The organism is Kangiella marina (assembly GCF_039541235.1).
GTDB lineage: Bacteria > Pseudomonadota > Gammaproteobacteria > Enterobacterales > Kangiellaceae > Kangiella > Kangiella marina.
This window is the reverse complement of record NZ_BAABFV010000002.1, coordinates 451,120-473,317: the sequence shown is the minus strand read 5'-3', so window position 1 is coordinate 473,317 and position 22,198 is coordinate 451,120. Positions and strand designations below refer to the sequence as shown.

The 22,198-nt window shown below is 43.8% G+C and carries 19 protein-coding genes; 9 read left to right on the top strand and 10 right to left on the bottom strand.

The genetic code is table 11. The annotated features are described in order from the left end of the window. The first annotated feature begins 74 nt into the window (after positions 1-74). Positions 75-527 carry a YaiI/YqxD family protein gene (locus ABD943_RS10380; RefSeq protein WP_345293117.1) on the top strand — a complete coding sequence of 151 codons (453 nt, stop codon included), beginning with the start codon at positions 75-77 and terminating at the stop codon, positions 525-527. On the opposite strand, the gene mazG is transcribed toward ABD943_RS10380, so the two are convergent. Together mazG and relA are read right to left on the bottom strand one after the other, a co-directional pair. Beyond that, positions 524-1,312 carry a nucleoside triphosphate pyrophosphohydrolase gene (gene mazG, locus ABD943_RS10375; RefSeq protein WP_345293116.1) on the bottom strand — a complete coding sequence of 263 codons (789 nt, stop codon included), beginning with the start codon at positions 1,310-1,312 and terminating at the stop codon, positions 524-526. The genes ABD943_RS10380 and mazG overlap by 4 nt on opposite strands. Then, on the bottom strand, positions 1,312-3,522 hold the full coding sequence (gene relA / locus ABD943_RS10370) for a GTP diphosphokinase (RefSeq protein ID WP_345293115.1): 2,211 nt from the start codon (positions 3,520-3,522) through the stop codon (positions 1,312-1,314). Before relA ends, mazG begins: the two co-directional genes overlap by 1 nt. A 384-nt stretch (positions 3,523-3,906) precedes the next feature. On the opposite strand from relA, the gene katG reads away from it, so the two are divergent. Both katG and ABD943_RS10360 read left to right on the top strand, forming a co-directional pair. After that, on the top strand, positions 3,907-6,063 hold the full coding sequence (gene katG / locus ABD943_RS10365) for a catalase/peroxidase HPI (protein WP_345293114.1): 2,157 nt from the start codon (positions 3,907-3,909) through the stop codon (positions 6,061-6,063). A 595-nt stretch (positions 6,064-6,658) separates the two neighbouring features. Continuing rightward, positions 6,659-7,198: a hypothetical protein gene (locus tag ABD943_RS10360; protein WP_345293113.1), complete on the top strand. Its 540-nt coding sequence runs from the start codon at positions 6,659-6,661 to the stop codon at positions 7,196-7,198. Positions 7,199-7,219: 21 nt separating this feature from the next. On the opposite strand, the gene ABD943_RS10355 is transcribed toward ABD943_RS10360, so the two are convergent. The 3 genes from ABD943_RS10355 to ABD943_RS10345 form a co-directional block, all read right to left on the bottom strand. After that, a complete protein-coding gene (locus ABD943_RS10355; protein WP_345293112.1) occupies positions 7,220-7,432 on the bottom strand; it encodes a GDCCVxC domain-containing (seleno)protein in 213 nt (70 codons plus the stop codon). Continuing rightward, positions 7,420-7,809: an organomercurial transporter MerC gene (gene merC, locus ABD943_RS10350; protein WP_345293111.1), complete on the bottom strand. Its 390-nt coding sequence runs from the start codon at positions 7,807-7,809 to the stop codon at positions 7,420-7,422. Before merC ends, ABD943_RS10355 begins: the two co-directional genes overlap by 13 nt. A 64-nt stretch (positions 7,810-7,873) precedes the next feature. Then, entirely contained in the window at positions 7,874-8,257 is a 384-nt protein-coding gene (locus tag ABD943_RS10345) for a MerR family DNA-binding transcriptional regulator (protein WP_345293110.1), read from the bottom strand. Between the two features lie 685 nt (positions 8,258-8,942). On the opposite strand from ABD943_RS10345, the gene ABD943_RS10340 reads away from it, so the two are divergent. Further along, entirely contained in the window at positions 8,943-9,338 is a 396-nt protein-coding gene (locus tag ABD943_RS10340; protein ID WP_345293109.1) for a hypothetical protein, read from the top strand. 238 nt (positions 9,339-9,576) lie between these two features. Then, entirely contained in the window at positions 9,577-10,371 is a 795-nt protein-coding gene (locus ABD943_RS10335) for an extracellular solute-binding protein (protein WP_345293108.1), read from the top strand. A 397-nt stretch (positions 10,372-10,768) separates the two neighbouring features. On the opposite strand, the gene rlmD is transcribed toward ABD943_RS10335, so the two are convergent. Together rlmD and ABD943_RS10325 are read right to left on the bottom strand one after the other, a co-directional pair. Further along, on the bottom strand, positions 10,769-12,115 hold the full coding sequence (rlmD, locus tag ABD943_RS10330) for a 23S rRNA (uracil(1939)-C(5))-methyltransferase RlmD (protein ID WP_345293107.1): 1,347 nt from the start codon (positions 12,113-12,115) through the stop codon (positions 10,769-10,771). Between the two features lie 62 nt (positions 12,116-12,177). Continuing rightward, entirely contained in the window at positions 12,178-12,951 is a 774-nt protein-coding gene (locus ABD943_RS10325; protein ID WP_345293106.1) for a 3'-5' exonuclease, read from the bottom strand. A 177-nt stretch (positions 12,952-13,128) separates the two neighbouring features. On the opposite strand from ABD943_RS10325, the gene ABD943_RS10320 reads away from it, so the two are divergent. Beyond that, positions 13,129-14,136: an ABC transporter substrate binding protein gene (locus ABD943_RS10320; RefSeq protein ID WP_345293105.1), complete on the top strand. Its 1,008-nt coding sequence runs from the start codon at positions 13,129-13,131 to the stop codon at positions 14,134-14,136. Continuing rightward, a complete protein-coding gene (barA, locus tag ABD943_RS10315; RefSeq protein ID WP_345293104.1) occupies positions 14,133-16,982 on the top strand; it encodes a two-component sensor histidine kinase BarA in 2,850 nt (949 codons plus the stop codon). Before ABD943_RS10320 ends, barA begins: the two co-directional genes overlap by 4 nt. On the opposite strand, the gene mtaB is transcribed toward barA, so the two are convergent. Then, on the bottom strand, positions 16,979-18,328 hold the full coding sequence (gene mtaB / locus ABD943_RS10310; protein WP_345293103.1) for a tRNA (N(6)-L-threonylcarbamoyladenosine(37)-C(2))-methylthiotransferase MtaB: 1,350 nt from the start codon (positions 18,326-18,328) through the stop codon (positions 16,979-16,981). The two genes, barA and mtaB, sit on opposite strands and share 4 nt — an antisense overlap. A 191-nt stretch (positions 18,329-18,519) precedes the next feature. Continuing rightward, positions 18,520-19,305: a mechanosensitive ion channel family protein gene (locus ABD943_RS10305; protein ID WP_345293378.1), complete on the bottom strand. Its 786-nt coding sequence runs from the start codon at positions 19,303-19,305 to the stop codon at positions 18,520-18,522. A gap of 288 nt (positions 19,306-19,593) precedes the next feature. Between ABD943_RS10305 and ABD943_RS10300 the strand changes: the two genes are divergently transcribed. Beyond that, positions 19,594-20,004: a hypothetical protein gene (locus ABD943_RS10300; protein ID WP_345293102.1), complete on the top strand. Its 411-nt coding sequence runs from the start codon at positions 19,594-19,596 to the stop codon at positions 20,002-20,004. 6 nt (positions 20,005-20,010) lie between these two features. Here the strand turns inward: ABD943_RS10300 and recJ are convergent, their stop codons facing one another. Continuing rightward, entirely contained in the window at positions 20,011-21,723 is a 1,713-nt protein-coding gene (gene recJ / locus ABD943_RS10295) for a single-stranded-DNA-specific exonuclease RecJ (RefSeq protein ID WP_345293101.1), read from the bottom strand. Positions 21,724-21,826: 103 nt separating this feature from the next. Between recJ and ABD943_RS10290 the strand changes: the two genes are divergently transcribed. Beyond that, a complete protein-coding gene (locus ABD943_RS10290; RefSeq protein ID WP_345293100.1) occupies positions 21,827-22,195 on the top strand; it encodes an Mth938-like domain-containing protein in 369 nt (122 codons plus the stop codon). Positions 22,196-22,198: the final 3 nt, after the last annotated feature.

Genomic DNA, 22,198 nt, shown 5'->3' with positions numbered 1-22,198 from the left:
TTACCCAAACACAAGGACATCACAGCAACAATTCTATATGATCCTAATCAATCGTTCCTATCTAAGAAAGCACCATGAAAATTTGGGTTGATGCAGACGCATGTCCAGTGGTCATCAAGGACATTTTATTTCGAGCAGCGCAAAGAGCTGAGATCCACACCTGTCTCTTTGCAAACCAGTATATTAAAGTACCCCCCTCACCTTTTATCAAGTCAGTACAGGTCGAGTCAGGCTTTGACGTTGCGGACAATGAAATTGTTCGTCGCGCCAACTCAGGAGACTTGGTTATCACAGCCGATATTCCTCTGGCTGATGAAGTCATTGATAAAGGTTGTACCGCGCTAAGCCCACGAGGCGAACTGTTTACCAAGGAAAATATCAAAGGCCGCCTGACGATGCGTGACTTTATGGAAACCTTGCGCTCCAGCGGCATTCAAAGCGGTGGCCCACAGCCATTAGACCATGGAGACCGAATGAAATTTGCGAATCATCTCGATAGAATTATCGCCAAAGCTCCTAAAAACTAGTACTTTAAGCGCTTGGCTTTCTGCCAAGCCGTTTCAAGTTCCTCTAAGCTTGCAGTCTCTACATTCATACCGTCACTACTAATAATGGCTTCTAGAGTTCGAAATCGCTGCTCAAATTTACGACAACTTTTTCTTAACGTAGCTTCGGGATCAAGTTTTAAGTGACGAGACAAATTAACGCAACTAAATAGCAGATCGCCCAACTCTTCTTCAATATGAGCTTTATCGTCGTTGTTTATAGCTTCCTTTAACTCAGCAACTTCTTCCTCAAGTTTTTCTATCACCCCATTAATTTCTGGCCAGTCAAAACCATGTCGCCCTACTCTTTTTTGCATTTTTTGTGCCAGCGATAATGCGGGAAAGTAACGGGGCAAATCGTCTAAAAGGCTCGTGTTTTCATGGTTTTTAGACTGACGCTCCTGTTGCTTAAGCTTTTCCCAATTTTGCTTAATCGCTTCGTCCGACTCCAAAGAGGTATCCGAGAATACATGCGGATGACGTCGCACCAACTTGTCACACATTGCTTCGGCAATCGACTCAAAATCAAATAAATTCTGCTCTTGTCCTAATTGCGCATAAAACACTACCTGAAACAACAGGTCTCCAAGTTCGCCTTGAAGCTCTGCCATATCGCCGTTTTCAATGGCATCAGCGACTTCATACGCCTCCTCTAGGGTATGAGGGACGATCGTTTCAAAGGTTTGCTTCTTATCCCAAGGGCAGCCTTGATCAGGATCCCGCAGTGTCTGCATGATCTCTAATAAACGTTCGGTATGCTTCATCATTAGTTCGTCTTCCGCTCCACCGAAAAGATATTCGGCAGTTGCTTGATTAATGTCATGACACGATTTAAGTCATCAATCTGACTGAGCTCTACCTCTATCCGCAGTTCGACTTGCTCATTTCGCTTGTGCGTTGATAAGTCGGTGATACTCGCCTGCTCGTTAGCTAGGATAGTGGTAATGTCTTTCAGTAGTGATTTACGATCCATAGCCACAATATGCAAATCTACCGCGTAAGCATTGGTCGCCTCACCTTCCCAGCTCACAGGAATTAACCTTTCTGGACGATCTTTATGAGCTTTTTTAACATGGGTACAACTTTGTCGATGAATAACAATACCGCGGCCTTGAGTGATGTAGCCGACAATCTCCTCACCGGGCACGGGTTTACAGCATTTCGCAATCTGCGTCAGCAGATCGCCAACGCCTGAAACAGAAATATCACTGTAAGACTGGCGCTTAGTTTTCTGTCGCAATGTAGGCTTAATATCACGACGCGGCTTTTGAGTTTCTTTGAATTCCTTGGCACGATTAAGCGCTTGGGTGATACTCAGATCACCGGAGCCAATCTTAATATAAAGTTCCTGCTCACTCGCCAAGTGCAACCGCTGGGCTAACTCACGGTGCTCGACATCGGATAAGTGGGCGCGACTTAGTTCTCTTTCGAGCAAAGTTTTGCCCGCATTGGCGTTATCTTCTTTATCCAGCTTATTAAAAAACTGGCTGATTTTGTGGCGCGTTCTAGCGCTGCTGATGTACTCGTTGTAAGGAATCAACCAGTCTCGACTCGGCAACTCCTCACTTTTGGTCATTATCTCTACGACTTCACCCGTACTCAGTTTATGGGTCAAAGGCACAATACGCCCACGAACTTTGGCACCGATACAGCGGTGACCGACAGAGGTATGAATCCGATAAGCAAAATCAATCGGCGTACTACCCGCGGGCAAGTCAATGACTTTACCTTGCGGAGTGAACACGAAAATTCGATCTTCCGATACCGAACTTTGGAACTCCTGCAACAAATCATCACTCGCCGTATCCGCCAGCTCACTCTGCCACTCAAGAAGTTGACGCATCCACTCAATCTTATCGTCGACGCCAACACGGTGAAGGTTTGTTCCTTCTTTGTAGGCCCAGTGAGCCGCAATCCCTTTCTCCGCCTCTTCGTGCATCTGATGGGTGCGTATTTGAACTTCAAGAACCTTGCCTTCAGGCCCCACCACCGCAGTGTGAATCGAGCGATAACCATTTTCTTTCGGTGTCGCCACATAGTCATCAAACTCTTTAGGGATATGCTGCCAACTGCCATGCACAATGCCTAAGGTGGCATAACAATCCTGGACTTTATCCACTAAAATTCGCACCGCGCGAACGTCATAAATCTCTTCGAAAGTAACCTTTTTACGAGTCATCTTCTTCCAAATGGAGTAAATATGTTTTACGCGCCCTGTGACATCAGCTTTGATCGACTCTTGAGCCAGTTTATTATTCAGTAACTCAAGGACATCGCTAATATACTGCTCGCGGGCCACCCGTTTCTCACGCAGGTTTTTTGCTATATTTTTATAGGCTTTCGGCTCTAAATACCGAAAAGCTAAATCTTCCAACTCCCACTTTAACTGACCAATCCCTAAACGGTTCGCCAATGGTGCGAAGATATCCTTGGTTTCTTTGGCAAAGACGATTTGTAACTCACGCTCAGCATCTTTGATGTGACGCAAAGTCACCACGCGATCAGCCAATTTAAGCAATACAACACGAGCATCATTAACCATCGCCAACAACATCTTGCGTAAGCTCTCAACCTGCTGCTCATCATTCTCAGCGCCCGATGACTGCTGTAGCGAACGCATCGCTTCCATCTGGCCTGCACCATTAACCAATTCTGTAATGTTGGTTCCGAAGTGCTTCTTCAACGAATCTGAATCAATAGACTGACTGATCACTGCCGGTAGTAAAATAGCTGCGGTTAACGTTTCGTTATCGGCATTGAAATGTGTCAACACTTCTGCCAACTCAAGTCCAGCTGCTAAAGTATTTAAACGAATAATGGGTGTGATAGAGGCATGTTTTTCGGCCAGCTTAACGGCTTTTTCCATTTTCGCTTTCGCTTTATCCGCCAGAGTTAGCTCATTCAGATCTAACCATTGGTCAAAGTCAAAGTGACCGGACTTCACTATATCAAATATATCGTGCTCTTTCCGTTTCATGCTAGCTGGTCTTTAATTTTTTAATCGTTATTAATCTAAAGCCTCGTTAAAGCTGACTTTATAATCCATGAAAAGACCATATTAGCAGTATCAAAAAAATTTGGAAGGTCGTTTCAGGGAATTAAGCCACAAACCAGAATTTGTCATATTTCAATGACTAAGAAACAACCTGAGGCTCATCACAGAGCTCATCCCGACTCTAGTAAGTCGGTATCCATAATCTAAAAAAACAACTACCTTCATAGAGCATTTCTATAAGTAGAATCATCACGAAGTAATTGAAAAAAGGTGTGCTATAGTAAATTTTTATTCAAATGCTTAGCGGTTAAACGCTTAATCCATAAGCTCCGAAGTAAGCATGAATACTTAGATAAGGAGATACTCATGTCTGACAAAAAGTGTCCAGTAATGCATGGTGCAGTCACTAAGAACAGTAATTCGAATACTGACTGGTGGCCCAACAGCCTAAACCTTAATATCTTGCACCAGCACGATGATAAAACAAATCCCATGGCTTCAGACTTCAATTATCGTGAAGCGGTCAAAACTCTCGACTTTGATGCCTTAAAGAAAGACTTAACAGCATTAATGACTGAAAGCCAAGACTGGTGGCCTGCCGACTGGTGTCATTACGGTGGCTTAATGATCAGACTGACGTGGCACGCGGCCGGCTCCTATCGTATCGCCGACGGTCGTGGTGGCGCATCGACAGGAAATATTCGCTTCGCCCCTCTTAACTCATGGCCTGATAATGCAAACCTAGACAAGGCTCGTCGCCTTCTTTGGCCTATTAAGAAAAAGTACGGCAATAAAATCAGCTGGGCAGATTTATTGGCTTATGCTGGCACTATCGCTTATGAATCCATGGGGCTTAAGACTTATGGTTTTGCCTTTGGTCGAGAAGATATTTGGCATCCAGAGATCGACACTTACTGGGGTTCTGAAAAAGAGTGGTTAGCCCCAAGCACCAACGAACATAGCCGTTACTCAGGCGAGCGCGAACTCGAAAACCCTCTTGCAGCGGTCATGATGGGCTTAATCTATGTTAACCCTGAAGGCGTTGATGGAAACCCTGATCCGCTACGCACGGCCCATGATGTGCGTGAGACATTTAAGCGCATGGCGATGAACGATGAAGAAACCGTCGCGTTAACTGCTGGCGGACATACTGTAGGTAAATGTCATGGTAATGGCGATGCAGACCTATTAGGAGCAGAGCCTGAAGCGGCTGACATTGAAGAGCAAGGCTTAGGTTGGAACAACAAAACCAAGCGCGGGATTGGTCGAGACGCCGTGACAAGTGGTCTCGAAGGCGCTTGGACGACTCACCCTACTCAGTGGGACAACGGCTATTTTCATATGCTACTCAACCATGAGTGGGAATCGAAGAAAAGCCCTGCAGGTGCATGGCAATGGGAGCCGGTAGATATTGCCGAAAACGATAAACCTGTTGATGTCGAAGATCCATCAAAACAGGGCAATATCATTATGACCGATGCCGATATGGCGATGAAAATGGATCCTGAGTATCGAAAAATATCCGAACGCTTTTACAAAGATCCCGAGTATTTTTCAGAAGTCTTTGCTCGCGCCTGGTTTAAACTAACCCACCGCGATATGGGGCCAAAACAGCGCTACATTGGCCCTGATGCACCACAGGATGATCTCATCTGGCAAGACCCTGTTCCTAAAGGCCCTACCGACTACAGTATTGATGCAGTCAAAAATGCCATCAAAGACAGTGGATTATCCGTTAGCGACATGGTTACGACGGCATGGGATAGCGCGAGAACCTTCAGAGGCTCAGACCTTCGCGGCGGCGCCAATGGAGCGCGTATTCGATTAGCCCCGCAAAAAGACTGGGAAGCTAATGAGCCACAGCGTCTGTCAAAAGTACTGACCACATTAGAGTCTATTTCAAAAGAGTCGGGCGCAAGCCTGGCCGATACCATCGTACTCGCTGGTAACGTCGGTATTGAGTTAGCTGCGGAAAAAGCTGGCGTTAAGGTTGAGGTTTCATTTACTCCAGGACGCGGTGATGCCACTGATGACATGACCGACATCGAGTCATTCGAGCCGCTCGAACCCTTGCATGACGGTTACCGTAACTGGCTGAAAAAAGACTACGCGGTTAGTGCCGAAGAAATGTTACTGGATCGGACACAGCTGATGGGGCTTACAGCACCAGAAATGACAGCTTTAATCGGCGGGATGCGAGTTCTTGGTACAAATCATGGCGGAAGCAAACATGGTGTTTTCACAGACAATGAAGGCGTACTCAGCAATGACTTCTTTGTGAACCTTACCGACATGAATTATTCATGGAAACCCGCGGGTAACAATCTGTATGAAGTTCGTGATCGCAAAACCGACGCCGTCAAATGGACCGCTACGCGTGTGGACTTGGTCTTCGGCTCCAACTCGATTCTACGAGCCTACGCCGAAGTCTATGCTCAAGACGACAACAAAGAAAAGTTCGTTAACGACTTTGTTGCCGCTTGGACCAAAGTCATGAATGCCGATCGATTCGATTTGGAGTAATGATATAACGTTTAATCAAACTTGCTGGATCCCGCGGTCACTATATGATGTCATTCCCGCGAAAGCGGGAATCTCGTCATCAATAGTATAATGCCTTACTTCGATTGTACTTAATGGTAAGCCCTAATTCTTTTACTGCTTCTTATCGTCATTTACCGGGGGCAGTGGCTTAAATATTTTGGTTACTTTTCTTGGGCACACAAGAAAAGTAACCAAAAGAAAGGCACCCCGGACGTTAGGTGCTTCGCACTCCCCTCTCTCACCAAAGTTACTCACGCGCCGCTAAACGAAACCTCCATGTTTCATCTTAGCTAAATTAGGCTCCATGCCTAATTTACGCTATAACTTTACCTCACTCGGCTAACTTTGAGGGGTAATTGGAGCAAGCTTGAAAATCCGCACATTGCAATCTAAGCCTAAGAAAAGTTAAGTTCTGGCTTTAAAGCAAGCGTAGCCTCGAAGGAATAAAGTGACTTCGAGGTTTGAGCCTATAAACAACTTAACGATTATTTCATGTAATGTGACCAGTATATTAGACGAAGAACTGCATTTCCTTAATAATCATAAAGGCTAAAAGATAGCGGGAAATATTACTATGAAAACCTTTATCTGTTTTATGATGTCAGCGGTACTGCTCAATGCCGCAAGCACAAGCATGGCTAACTCTATACAGCAGCCAACTAAAACCAATCTCAACATTAAAACGGACTCAGTCATTGAGAAGAAACAAATCCAGCCTTTAAGTAAAACTTATATAAATAAGACAAAGCTAACCCGTTGGAACACCAACCTAAACAACGTTTACTCGATAGTCGACAAAGATAAGCTTAGTAAGAAGAAATATGCTCATATCAAAAGAGACATACAGAGAAGCGATTATTTAATAAAAAAGGTTTATAGATTACAAAGTGAATCGAAGTCGCAAAGACCAAAACTCTTAAAAGCCGCCGCCGACTTAGAGAAATATTCAGAACGCCTCGAAAAGGCACTATCAGAGCTAGAAAATGATAGTGAAATGATGCAAATCAACTTACAGTCTGCAAATCAACAACGACAACAAATGATGACACTTATCACGGCCATGACAAAGGTGATGCACGATACCAATAAAGCTATCATTAAAAATATCAAATAATTTAGAAAACCGACTGAATGCCTATGAACAACAAGAGCCTCCTTCTTGTATCGGTGGGCACTTTACGGTTCCATAAGAACAATATACGCAACAATCACCTTTCAACGGTTTAATTAGAGTATTGCAAGATTCACACTCATAAAACCATTGGCAAGCATCCGTTGGCATTTCTTCAGTTTTGTTATGCCCACACTTCGGGCATGTAATTGTCGACTTTAATTCTATATTTTGCATGATGGCTCCTTAACGGGTTTAATAATATCAAGAACCGACATGATAACCATTAGCAGTATCCCGCAATAAAATAGATAACTACTCCAACCATAAGCCCACAAAGGGTACAAAGTAAGTAAGACAGCTAAAGGCCCTAAAATACTGAAAAACCCTCGAAAAAGATTTTTATATTTATACCAATTATAGATATTGGCCAACAATGCAATTGATGCAAAAATTGGTAGCAATATATTAATAGCAATACCTTCAAACGTGGATAAAAAACCTAAACCAAGCGCTGAAGCTAATGAACCAAGAGCTGGAAAACAAGCCGTGCAGCTTAGAGCAGCTAACCAAACACCACCCGAACCTACTTTATCTGCAACTTTTGTGATCATAAATGAACCTTACAAATCGAGTTTAAACTACTCGACAGTATAGAGGCAGTACTATGGTACCGAGTCAAGAGTTGCTTAAAGATTCAATGATTGGACAAGATGTAGCGTCTTGATTATTTTGACAATTCTCGGTCAAGCGCTTAATTACAGTTTCTAACTTCCTCAAATCATTGATTTTTTCCTGTATAACTGCCAGTTTTTTTAAGCCTATACGCTCAACTTCCTTACAATCATTGCTTAACCTTAATAGCGATGAGATTTCATTTAATGTAAACCCCAACGTCTTAGCTTTCAAAATAAACTCTATCCTTTGTGTGATAGTGTGATCATAAACTCGATACCCACTTTCTGGCTTAACGGGTTGTTTTATTAAGCCCTTTCGCTCATAGAACTTAATTGTTTCAACGCTGATTCCTAACTCTTTTGCAACGAAACCAATGGTTCTCATACTAAACCTTAAAGTAATGGCAACTATAAAGAAGTTTAACGCTTTCTAATTTTAGAGCAAACTATCAAAAAACCGGCATACAGAGATAGAATCATAAAACTGCTTTAAGTGAACAAGCGTAGCCTCGGAGCAATGACACGCCTTCGAGGTTTTATTAAAACTTTTATAAAGTCACTGGGTTAAACGTCTTTATCACTTCTCTTGTGCCACCGGCAATTACTATGGCCTCTCACCGCACAAACCTGAATATCCAACTTGTCATTCAGTACTGCGACTATGAGGAATACCTTCAGGTAATACGGAATCCAGTGTCTTCAGCACACTACCTATTATTAATGCAAAAAAACCATTCTTAACGTTCATTTTTTGTACGAGCAAAAAACGAACCAAAAAACTCGCCCCAGACGTTAGGTGCTCCGCACTCCCCTCGCTCACCAAAGTTACTCACGCGCCGCTAAACGAAACCTCCATGTTTCGTCTTAGCTAAATTAGGCGTCCTGCCTAATTTACGCTATAACTTTGTCTCTCTCGGCTAACTTTAAGGGGTAATTGGCGCAAGCAAACAGTTAAGGTAAGCCCATATTAATTATTAACTATCGGGTAACTTGTATAAAAAGTCTCACAATATTAAAGTGTTACATACTAAATCGGATAATATATCTAATTATAAATAAATGGAGAGCTTATGAAATTAACTTACACAATATTCTTTGCAGTTCTTTCACTAACTTTCTTATCTTGTACGGACGGCAGCACTAAGTCACCCAACACTAACTCAACAACAAAACCAGAGGGTGAGTTAATACCTAGAAGTAGCCAAGAAAGCGCCAAGTATTACCTTATTTCTGTAGAAGCAGATGGTGAATTTTTACGCTCAACACATAGCCGCGTAAGCTCTATGAGTCACGGGTATTCGATTACACGAATTGATTGTAAGGCTAAACGGTATCAAGATTTAGGTTACGGAGAAAACAAGCAATCTAATATTAAAATATACAAGAAAACTCAGTGGGCGAACTTAGTTAATGGCTCAAGTAAATATGACTTGGTTTCGTTTGTTTGCTCTAGAAATAATCAATAGCAAGCGTAGCCTCGAAGAAGTAAAACGCCTTCGAGGTTTTCCTCTCACATTGAGCTAAGCAATGACACTGGATTATGAAATACATCCCCCAAAGGGGATTCCTTTCATTCACCTAACAATTAAGTTATAACTGAGCCTCACTAGTATAATTTAAAGTGGCAAGTAAACCATAGTCAGGTATATAGTATTAAAATTTAGAAACTACGTACGTTAACCTCAATAAACTGGGAGACATGCAATGAAAAACATTAGCTTCTTAGGCATCTTATGCGCTATTGCTTTACCAGCAATGGGACAAACCACTCTTTTTGACCCTTCAATCAAACACCAGCCGAAAGACAACGTGGTAAAACTCTATGGCGCAGGGGGGCCTCATACTGCATTTAGAAAAGTTGCCGAGGTTTGGGAAAAAGAAACCGGGACTAAAGTGGAAATAATCGCAGGGCCAGAAAGTAGATGGTCTGCGAAGGCCCAAGCAGACGCCGATGTATTATGGGGAACCTCAGAGCAATCAATGACTGCATTCCTAGAAACTTATAAGACTTTTGATCATCAGAAAGTTACCCCAATTTATATCAGACCAACAATCATAGCTGTAAAAAAAGGGAATCCAAAAAATATTAAAGGATTCGATGCACTCCTAGTGGAAGGTATGAAGATTGTCGTGACCGAAGGTAAGGGGGTTTACAATACATCAGGAACTGGAACTTGGGAGGATGTTGCTGGACGCGCTGGCTCACTAACTGACATTGCTTTATTTCGAAAAAACATAATATCCTACTCTCTAGGATCTGGAGCTAGTTTTAAAGCATTTAAGGAGTTAGAAGCTGATGCTTGGATCACTTGGCCAAATTGGCCCATTTCACACCCCGATGAACTGGAACTCGTCCCGTTAGGAGCAGAGCGTACAATCTGGCGTGATGTCAATGTAGTCATATCACCAGGAGCGGACCCAGAGGCACAAAAGTTTCTTGATTTCCTAATTACAGAAAGAGCGCAAAAAATCATGGCAACTGAAGGTTGGCAAAGATAGAACAAGCTTAGCCTCGAAGAAGTGAAACGTCTCCGAGGTTATGTTTTCCCTTTAGAAAGACACTGGATTATGAAATACATCTTCGTATTTAACCAAAGGTCAGCTTAGCTGTTCAAAATCGCTCCCCGCGATTTTAATCCGCAGTCATCGCCGCGGGATGACAGTAGGTTATCAGAAAGGGATATAAAATTGCTTTGAGACTACTTTTTATCTCCCCGACATGGTTTTAAAGCAGGATTTTTCATTCAAGACAAGGCATAAAGTGATTTTAGAAGCTTTCAAAACCCAGAAAGAAATAAAATGCTTAATTTCGAGGCAAAGAGTCGCGCAAAAGCGGAGGTGACCTAAAAGGTCATTGAGCATTTTAAGCGACTCTTTAACAAAGAAATTAAGTATTTTAGACTTTCTGGAAAAGAGCGATAGATTCCGTGTGCGCCGTATGCGGAAACATATCCATCACTCCCGCTTTAACCAACTTATACCCTCTTTCCTTTAATTCGCCACTGTCTCTGGCCAGTGTCGCTGGGTTGCAGGAGACGTAGACGATGCGTTCAGGATTGAAGCGTGCAATGTTTTGTACCACGTCTAATGCGCCACTTCTTGGCGGGTCGATGAGGATTTTATTAAAGCCTTCTTGCGCCCACTCTTCTTGTGTGAAGTCGGCTTGTAAATCGGTGGCGTAGAATTTTACGTTGTCGAGGTTGTTGTGTTTGGCGTTCATACCACCACGCTCGACCATGTCTTCGCTACCTTCGACGCCAACGACGTTGTGAACTTGTGTCGCGAGCGGGATGGTGAAGTTCCCAAGACCACAAAATAGATCAAGAATTCGGTCATCTTTGCTCGGTTCTAACCAGTCGATAGCGCGTTTCACCATTTGCTGATTGATGCTGGCATTGACTTGGGTGAAATCCATCGGATGGAATAACAGCTCAACACCAAACTCGTCCAGCTGGTAGCTAAGCCAATCACGCTCGTCTGGGCCATAAATTTTGTGTACCGTTTTTGGGCCTTTCGGTTGTAGATAAATATACAGCCCATGCTCTTTACCGAACTCAACCCACATCTCGTGATCTTTGTCAGTCAGAGGCTCTAAATGGCGCACCACTAAGGCCACTTGGTCATCGCCCATGGCAACTTCTAATTGCGCCGTTTTGTTATTCGTATCCAGCTCTGAGATCATATTTTTCAGCGGCGTAATCAATTGACCAACACGCGGGTCTAACACTTCACAGGAGTCGATCGTCGCTAAAAAGCTGCTGCGTTTTTCGCGAAACCCAACCAACGCACCGCCCTTTTTAGGCACAAACTTAACACCAAGGCGTGCTTTACGACGATAACCGAGTACTTCTGCCTGCATCGGCTCAACCAGCTCGTAATCGCTATCGGATAAGTCATAACCGCCAAAATGCTTAAGCTGTTCAATCATGACGGATTCTTTATGCGTAATTTGCGCAGAATTGCTCATATGCTGCAAGCTACAACCACCACAAATATCGGCATGAACACAAGGAGGCGTTACTCGATCGTCAGAGGCGCGATGAATCTCTTCGGCGACACCTTCGTCGAATTTGCCACGCTTTTCGGTGTAGATAAAGGATACATCTTCACCCAATAGTGCGTTATCAATAAATACCGTTTTACCTTCGACGGAGGCAATACCTCGGCCTTCATGTGAAAAAGCATGCACTTCTGCTCTGACAGGATCTTTGGGTAATGCTTTTCTACGTCTTCTTCTCGCCATTAAATTCGGTCTCTGTTTGCTAAATTGTCGCTAAATATGACTTTAATAAAGGAAAGGCCCGACTATTGGCCGCCCCAAACCTCTAAAAATTCGTTAAAGTGTGGTTGGTTTTCTTCTTTCAGGTACTGCTTTAAGAACGTTTCTTCCGCCTCAAGCTCTTCTGCGGTTAAATTGCCACGCATAACTTCAAAGCGTAAATACACTAAGTAAGTATTCAACACGTCGGTTTCACAGTAATCACGAATGGCTTTGAGGTTACCCTCATGATAAGTTTCCCAGACTTTAGCACCGCTCATGCCCATTTTACCGGGGTAGCCTAACATTGAAGCGATTTTATCCAAAGGCGCGTTTGCACGAGGGTTATATAAAGCCAGTAAATCCATTAAGTCGATATGGCGATTATGGTAACGGCTGATGTAGTTGTTCCACTTAAACTGGTTATCGATTTCACCCGTGTCCCAGTATTTCTGAGCAACCACGTTATTCTTCATGGCGCGGTAATGCAGCACTGGCAAATCAAAACCAGAACCATTCCATGAAACGATCGTCGGCGCAAAGCGTTCTATGCCATCAAAAAATCGTTGGACTATCTCTTTTTCATCAGCATCTTCTTCACCAAGCGACCATACTTTAACTTTATCGCCATGACGAAAAACGGCCGAAATAGCCACAATCTTATGCAAATATAGCGGTTGAAACGTGGTGCCAGATTGCTGTACGCGGAGGTGCTCCATGGCTGAAACAACGTCTTCATCACTAAGTCCTTGAAAATCATTCAGTAAGCGCCCTGCTTCGACATCCGGAATTGTTTCAATATCAAATACAAATAAATTCATATAACCGCTATCTCACCACCCTATTGTCAATGTCCTTAATCAGACCCAGTGTTCGTTTTGCCTTAATCCATCCGATAAAACTCACTCTTGCCACAACCACTGAGGCAAGGTAGATTAGGCTACAAAAGACCCCGTAGTATAACGATTTTGTTACCAAAAAGCTTGGAGAATTCGCTGTTGAATCAACTGCAAAAACATTGCCTGTCGAATGCAGTACTCAGCCTTTTTTTGCTGATAGCATTAACGCTGCCTATGATCAGCCAAGCCGAGCACGAAGACGATCCCGTAACGATAAAGGTCAATGTCCTAAGCGCGTTCTCGACGCCACAAGAGCGCGAACTGCTCTATTCATTTCGGCAAAAGCTCGCCGAAAAATACAATATGAAGGTGGTTGAGCAACTCATTTTTTGGGAAAGACAAAATAACTGGGAAGAATACCTCGAAAAAAACCAACCCGATGTCCTGATCGTTATCGGTAATCGCTCATATCAAAAAATTCAAACCATGAATCTCGCTACTCCGGTCCTAGCCGTCATGCTTGATAAAACGATGCTGAGCGCACTCCAAAAGTCGCCCAGAGACAATGTATATGCCATTACCCATACTCAGCCGACAGAGCGTTTTGTACAATTAGCCAAAAGCCTCAATGTGTATCACGCTCAAATTGGTAGCTTTATCTCTCCTCAGACAAAGCACAACATCCAAACCTTTGAAAAGTTAGCAGAATTTTACGACTTATCCTACAACCCAGTGATAGTCGAACCCAAGCTCAATGGCCGTGATGCTTTAAGGCAATTGACCCAGTGCTGCTCAGTAATCATCCTTGAAAGTGACGATGTATTTAGGCCTGGCAAGATAAGAAAGTCAATTATGGTCAACGCCTACCGGGAAAGAATCATTATTGTGGCTCACTCTGAAAGTGTACTAAAGGAAGGAGCAATGCTAACATTGTTTACCCAGCCGCATGATATAGGGGAGCAAGCAGCGGACCTTTTTCATTCGCTAGCGAAGGGCTCTGTAGCAACGCCCTATCAATACCCCGAAAAGTTTGCGATTGGTATCAATCGAAAAATTGCAAGACTACTTGGTTATAACGATCTAACGGTTGGCGGCTTGATGCAAAAAATAGAAACTTTGGACTTCATACAAAGCGCAATGGGTAATGGGAACTCACAAAAACCATGAAAAACTGGGGTATTAGTCGACGAATTTTAACTTTGGCGCTGACGCCAACGTTTCTGGCTTGCCTGCTTTTAGGCTTCTTCTTCATCAATAATCATAATAAAGATAGCGAAGAGTCGCTTATAGCGCGCGGTAAAACCATTGCAACCCACCTTGCACTTGCCAGCGAATACGGCATTATCACCCTAGATAACTCCACACTCCAAGAAATGGCTCAAGCAGCAAGAGATAATGATAAAGAGCTTCTGGCCGTTGCCATTTATGATCAAAACAACCGCATTTTAACTTCTGTTGGAGCCGCAGAATACATTTCAGATATTGGCGTCAAAAACCCACACGACTTAACCCAGATTGGCGCGCAAACTAGCTTGATGCGTTATGCTCATATGGAAAAAATTGTCCACGGCGTGGTTTTTCATGCACCTATTTTGTCTAAGTTCCCTAACGATCACGAGTCGTGGCGGACGAATGTGCAAAGCAATACTGAGGTTTTAGGCTACGTTGCTGTACTAATGTCCCAAGACTTTTCTCTGCTGAGCCGCTACAGCACCATCATTACGACTATTTTCATTAGTCTTATCGGTTTATTAATCGGCGGTTTCTTAGCACGCCGAATGTCTTCTAGCGTCACCGAGCCCATCGTTAGCATGGCAAAAGGTGTCGATAAGATTAAAGACGGTAAACTAGAGACCAGAATTAGCTCTGACGCCAGCGCCGAACTTAAAACGCTTCAAGATGGTATTAACTTGATGGCGGAAAGCATGGAGCACAACCAAGAAGAAATGCAGCAGGCTGTTGATCAGGCGACCGAAGATTTGAGAGAAACGCTGGAAACGCTGGAAGTTAACAACCTTGAATTAGATATTGCACGACGTCAAGCGGTCGAAGCAAGCCGTATCAAAACTGAGTTTTTGGCTAATATGAGTCATGAAATTCGTACCCCTATGAACGGTGTTATTGGCTTTACCGATCTGTTATTGAAAACCGAGTTGAACAATAAGCAGAAAGACTTTTTGTTTGATATTAAACGTTCGGCTTCTGGTTTATTGTCAATTATTGATGATATTTTGGACTACTCAAAAATTGAAGCCGGTAAAATGTCGTTTGAACGTTACCCTTTCGATTTAAGAGAGTGTGTCGATGATGTCTTCAAAATTCTAGGCCCTAACGCCTCACAGAAAGGCATCGAATTAGTGTCCCTCATTTACTCCGACGTACCAAAGGCTTTGCTCGGCGATCCTATCCGTATTAAACAGATCATCACCAACTTATTAAACAACGCCGTCAAGTTTACCAAGTCAGGCAGCGTCGAGCTTTACGCAGAAGTTGAGTCCGAAGGCAAACAAGGCTTGAAGTTAAAAATTCAGGTTAAAGACTCAGGTATTGGCCTTACTAAAGATCAGCAGAACAACTTATTTAAGGCCTTCAGCCAAGCGGATAGTAGCACAACCCGTGAATTTGGCGGCACAGGCTTGGGTTTGGTTATTTCGAAGTCGCTGGTTGAAAAAATGGGCGGTAATATTGGCGTCGAAAGTAATGAGGGTGATGGTTCAACTTTCTGGTTTACGTTGCAGTGTGAGCGTGCAGAATCCTTGCCTGAAGATGGTTTAACCGGTGAATTCCTAGCCGCTAAGTCTGTGCTTGTGTTTGACCCGCACCCAGCAACACGCTTGTCGCTCACTCAAATGTTGGAAGACTGGCAGATGCAGGTTCGAAGTTTTGAGAAAATGGATGATCTCATGACCGAAGTCGACCTCTATTCTCAAAGCGGTAAAAACGTCGATCTCATCATCATAGGCGGTCAACGTTTCCGCCGACACATGCAGCGCATTGAGCATATTTGCGATACCGTTAATAATCAACTGAACTGCCCGGTTATTACCTTTAGCACATCCAGCGATGTTGACTTCTTAGAGCGTTTGTCAGAGCTTGGCGTATCCCGAGCCATGGAAAAACCAATCACTTATCGAGCGCTTTATAATTCTTTAATTGAGTTGCTTCGCTCTAATAAGTCTTCAAGCTCGAAACGACAGAAACAAACCGTTACTACTCCAGTCGATGCTTCTAAGCTCAAAGGCAGTTATGTCTTAGCTGTTGATGACAACCCCGCTAACCTGCGACTTGTCACCACACTACTGGAAGACCTTAATATCAAAGTCGACACTGCCGACAGCGGCATGCAGGCGGTCGCTTTAAGCAAAGATAAAGTCTATGACGCCATTTTAATGGATATTCAAATGCCTGAAATGAATGGCCTTGAAGCCACGCGTACTATTCGCGCTAATGCCACCAATCAGAATACGCCGGTGATTGCCTTAACCGCGCATGCGATGGCAAATGAACGAGAAATACTGCTCGACTCGGGGATGGATGACTACATGACCAAGCCTGTTTCAGAGCAGGATTTGATTAATATTTTATTAAAGTGGACCCAGGCTGACAGCGCTCTAAATAATGCTACTCAGTCATCAGAGACAACAAGTACTGATAAAGAAAAAACCCTCGACTGGGAGCTAAGTTTGAAGCTGGCAAATGGAAAGCCGGACTTGGCTCAAGATATGCTGAAAATGATGGTCGAATCGAACCATGAGACTGGACGTATTATCCATGCCGCCTATCAAGCTCAAGATTTTGATGAGCTCTTACAGCACATTCATAAGCTCCATGGCGCTAGCTGTTACGTCGGCACTCCACGCTTGAAAAGCCTCAGCAGTCAATATGAAACCAAGCTAAAAAAACAACAATATAACTTGTTAGAAGATCTTCATAATGAATTAGTTGCTGAACTTAAAGTGATCAATGATCTGGCGCAGCCTTACATTGCGGACGACCTAACCACCGAGTCTTAAAGTTGAGTGATTTGAATGTGATTACTCAACTCAGCTTCTGCATCCGGTATTTCGTCTACAATTTCGCCCATTAAGCACCCTTGCTCGTCATCCACTGCTATTAGCTTGGTGTTTAGAATCAATCGTTCAGGACTTTTCCCTTTAGCTACATCCACAGCCACTTTGTGATAATTCGGTGTATAACCGTGATATCGCTGGCTACCATCATCGTTAATTTGATTGGAACTTTCCCAAAGAATCGGTACCGTTTGATCGATCTGAGCCTCAAGCTCCTCAGCTTTTAGTCTCGCAGCGAGTTCGTGCAAGCGTCGGCTTCGCTCTTTCTTGACGTCTTTACTGATTTTATTCGGTAATCGAGCGGCTTTTGTGCCCTCTCGATCAGAATACGTAAAGATATGAATATGCCCAAAGCCAACCTTCTCAATATATTCCATGGTTTGCTCAAACTCTTCATCCGTCTCGCCTGGAAAGCCAACGATTACATCCGTCGTTACGTTAAAACCAGGAACTTGGGTGCGAGCCTCCTTCACCAACTGCTCAAAGTCTTCGGTACGACAACGACGTGACATACGGCGTAATACACTATCGGCACCACTTTGGATGGGCAAATGCATATGTGCCATCAAACGCTGATTAGCAAATAACTTAAAGAAGTTGTCACCTAAATCCCATGGCTCGACTGAAGCAAACCGAATACGAGGCATCTCAGTGCGCTCGAGGACATTTTCCACCAGCTCATACAGGCTGGAGTCAATATCAGAGCCATAGCCCCCGACATGAACCCCTGCTAGCACAATTTCCTGAACACCCTCAGCATATAGTTTGTTAATTTCGTCAATCAGATCATCGATTGTGCGGCTCTTCTCTTCACCACGAGCCACCGTCACGATGCAATAGGTACAACGATAGCGACAACCATCCTGAATCTTGATGAAAGCACGCTCGCGATTACGGGCAAATAAAGCACTTTCACCCGGCTCAGTCGCAAACTCAGGCATGACCGGAATATCCAGCACCTCTTTCACCTTATCTACTAAAACATCCTTATCCGAGTTGTCGACCACTAAGTCAACGCCCATAATTTGTTCTAGCTTTTGCGGCTCCAAGGAAGCATAACAGCCCGTGACCACCATGCGAGCTTCTGGATTGGAGCGATGAAAGCGGCGCACTGTCTGACGAGATTTTCGAGCAGCTTCCGCAGTAACTGCGCAAGTATTTAACACGATTAAGTCAGCCACTTCAGGTGTGGCAGCCAAAGAGTAACCCACTTTTTGAAATGAAGTTGCCCAATTTTGTAATTCAGCTTCATTGAGTCGACAACCTAAGGCGCTTAAATGTACTTGCATAAATCTCTTTCTCTAGCGTATCGCAGTCTTAAAAAGGCTTTTTAGCCGCAACGTCCGTCACGGTAAAACGGGCGCTAATTGTACAGATTATAGCCATTATAATCACCTATTTTAGCTTAAAAACTCACATTCAAGGCACAAAAAAAGGCGCTAACAGCGCCTTTTTTTTGGACATCAAATGCTTAAGAAAATTACTCAACTTGATGCAAGTGAACATCTCTTTGTGGGAATGGAATCGAGATACCATTGGCATCAAGAGCTTTCTTGAAGGCCTCCAGGTTATCCCAATAAACGCCCCAGTAGTCGCCACTATCAACCCAAACTCGTAGGGTGAAGTTGACTGAGCTATCCGCCAATTCTGCAACGGCAATAAACGGTGCAGGATCTTTATGGACACGCTCGTCTGCCGAAATAACGTCTAATATCACTTTTTTCGCTTGGTCAATATCATCTTCGTAACCAATCCCCAAAGTAAAATCAACGCGTCGCTTAGGCTCAGTGCTGTAATTAACCAGCGAGTCCGTCGAAATCGGCGAGTTAGGAATAATGATGGTTTTGTTATCCGGTGTTTTCAGAATCGTATTAAAAATTTGAATTTCTTTGACCGTGCCTGAATACCCTTGCATCTCTACCCAGTCACCCACTTTGTAGTGACGGAAAATGAGTAGCATCACACCACCAGCGAAGTTTTGTAAGGTTCCCGACAGCGCCATACCAATCGCTAAACCCGCAGCACCTAACAGCGCCACGAAGGTCGTCATTTGAACGCCCATAGTACTGATGACGGTAATACCCAGAATAATTTTTAGCAATATTCCAGTGAAACTCAGCAGGAAGTTTTCTAACGTTTTATCAAAGCCTTTGACTTTGAAGAGTTTTTTCATACCACCCAGTAAGATCTTAATTAAGATCAAACCGATGATTAGGATAACTAAGGCAACGGCTAATTTTGGTAAATAAATTTCCGCGTATTCCATAGCGACTTCAGCCCAACCAGAGAGTTGTTCAGTACTGATCCCTAAGCTCTCTGCTGCTTGTGAAGCTGATTCTTTTGCCGCTTCAGTGGCATTGTTCGTAGACATATCGTTCCCCGTAGTGAAAAATGATGAATGCAGACATTCTATTAACTGCTTCTCAGAGTAACAAGCGTATTATTAAAATCAAGGAGTTACTTTTACAAATTTTAACGACAAGTTATTTCGAATCTGTTAATTTGATAGTTAAACTGTCTAAATTTCGGCCAATTAAGTTTTCAAGGAGTCTTCATGAGACTATTTCAACTGCTCACCATCACCACAGTAACAGCGATAACTGCCGGTTGTGCCAGTATCAAGCCCGCAGAAATCGACTCCAAACTCAACGCATGGCAAGGAAGCAATATAAATACCGTTATCCAGACTTGGGGCGTTCCTACGGCTGACCGTGAAATTAACAATCAAAAATATGCCGAATGGAATACACGAGAAATTAAAAACCGACCTTCTTTTAACGTCGGGGTTGGCGGCTTTGGCGGCAACTTCTTTGGGAGTATTGGAACCACCCTATTTGGTGGTAAAAAAGATTTATACTGTACCGTGCAAGTCGGTTATAACGACCAAGGCATCGTCACCCACGCCAACTGGAGCGGGGACCCCGACGCTTGTGATTCTGCAATACCTGAGCGCACTGAAGCATAGTAAGACCTAGAGCGCTTCTAGGTGACTGATGATAAGTTGTAGCTCTTCTTGGTAATAGTCATTGATGTCAGGCCGGAAAACTGCCCGAATATGGGATACCGGCTGAGACCACTTTTGAGGGTCTACTCTAAAGGCTATTGCTGAGATTGTACTTGAGCAACCTTCTTTTTGTAGCGTCAGCTTTAGATGGTTCTGACCAACAATCCTTTGATTCACAACAGCAAACTCATCATCAAATGCAGGCTCAGAAAAGCCCTGGCCAAAAGGGCCAGCGTTGGCTAACAGCTTAGCGCTTTCTAAATGATACTCATCGGCCATTAAACAGCCGTCAGTTTCAACCACATCCTCCATCACCTTACCGTTTAGTAACTGTTTCACGGCTGCTTCGAACGCCAACTTAAAGGCCTCAACGTTACTTTTATTCAACGACAGCCCTGCCGCCATGGCATGACCACCAAACTTATCAATGAGGTTCGGGTTCTGAGCATCAACTAACGCTAGCGCATCACGGATATGCACTTCTTTTACAGAGCGACCCGAGCCTTTCACTGTGTCATCGTCCGCATCGGCGAATACGATACATGGTCGATAGGTTTTTTCCTTTAAACGAGAGGCAACCAGCCCGACAACGCCTTGATGCCAGTGCGGCTCGTAAAGGCATAAGCTCACCACGGACTCGGTATTATCTAAAGGCATTTTTTCAATCTGGGCCAAAGCCTCATCCTGCATCTCTTGCTCAACCTGCTGGCGATCAGCGTTTAAACCATGAAGCAATTGAGCCAGTTCTTGGGCTTTTGCAGATGATTCGGTTAACAAGCACTCAATCCCCAACCCCATATCATCAAGACGACCAGCGGCATTCAGTCGTGGCCCGACGGCAAAGCCTAAGTCGCTAGATTTAATTTTTTTAGGCTCACGTTTAGCCACTCGAAGTAATTCAATAATTCCCGGGCGGCACTTGCTCGCTTTAATTAACTTCAGTCCATGATGAACTAATATACGGTTATTTTTATCCAGAGGAACCACATCAGCAACCGTTCCTAAAGCGACCAAATCAAGATAGTGGGCTAAATTCACATCCTCCACACCTGAAGCTTCAAACCAGCCCTGTTCACGCAAGTGGGCTCTAAGCGCTAGTAGCACATAAAAAACCACACCGACGCCGGCTAAATTTTTACTCGGGAACGGGTCTTCTGGTTGGTTAGGATTAACGATAGCATCCGCTTTAGGTAACGCATCGCCAGCAAGATGATGATCCGTTATCAAGACTTTTATTCCTGCCTCTTGAGCCGCCTCGACACCCGCAATGCTAGAAATACCGTTATCGACCGTAATAATCAGATCGGGGTTCATCGTTTTCGCCACTTCAACCAACTCTGGTGACAAGCCATAACCATAGTCAAACCGGTTTGGCACCAAGTAATCAGCATCCATACCTAACCGTGTAAGAACCAGTTTTGTTAATGCGCTACTGGTTGCGCCGTCTGCATCAAAATCACCGACTATTAGAACTTTTTTATGGTTGTTAAGGCTATCTACTAATAGCGCCACAGCCTCATCAATGCCCTTTAAGCTATGGAACGGTTCGAGCTCGGAGAGTTTATAATTAAGCTCATCAGAGTCGGTAACCCCTCGATTGGAATAGATTCGATTCAATAAATTCGATTGTGTAAAGTCTTTGACGACGGCTGTTTCACGACGACGAATTTTTAGCGACATAATAATATTCTGTTACACTGTAAGCTGCTCAACGTTATACTGGAAATAGCCGCAAGGTGCAAAGCCGCCGCGCCTATCATCAACCTTAAAACTGTATAAACTTATGGATATTTCGCTCGATAAAAGTTCTGGTCATTATCACATTAAATCCTATGACAACCACAGGATTTGTATTAACGATAAAGAGTATACAAATCCCCTGACGGTTAGCTTAGATGAGATCACTCAGGACACACTGCCGCGTCAAGCTACGGATATCAATGCAGAAACGTTGAAACAGTTAAATGTAGATAGTTATGAGGCCGTTCTGTTAGGAACGGGGCCTAACCTAACTCAACCGAGCTGGGACGTTATTGAAGCGGCTCAAATGATGGGAGCGCCTTTGGAAGTCATGTCTACGGGAGCTGCCTGTCGAACCTTCACCGTTCTTGCTAGCGAAGGCCGACACGTCTTAGCCATTTTATACCCGTAACAG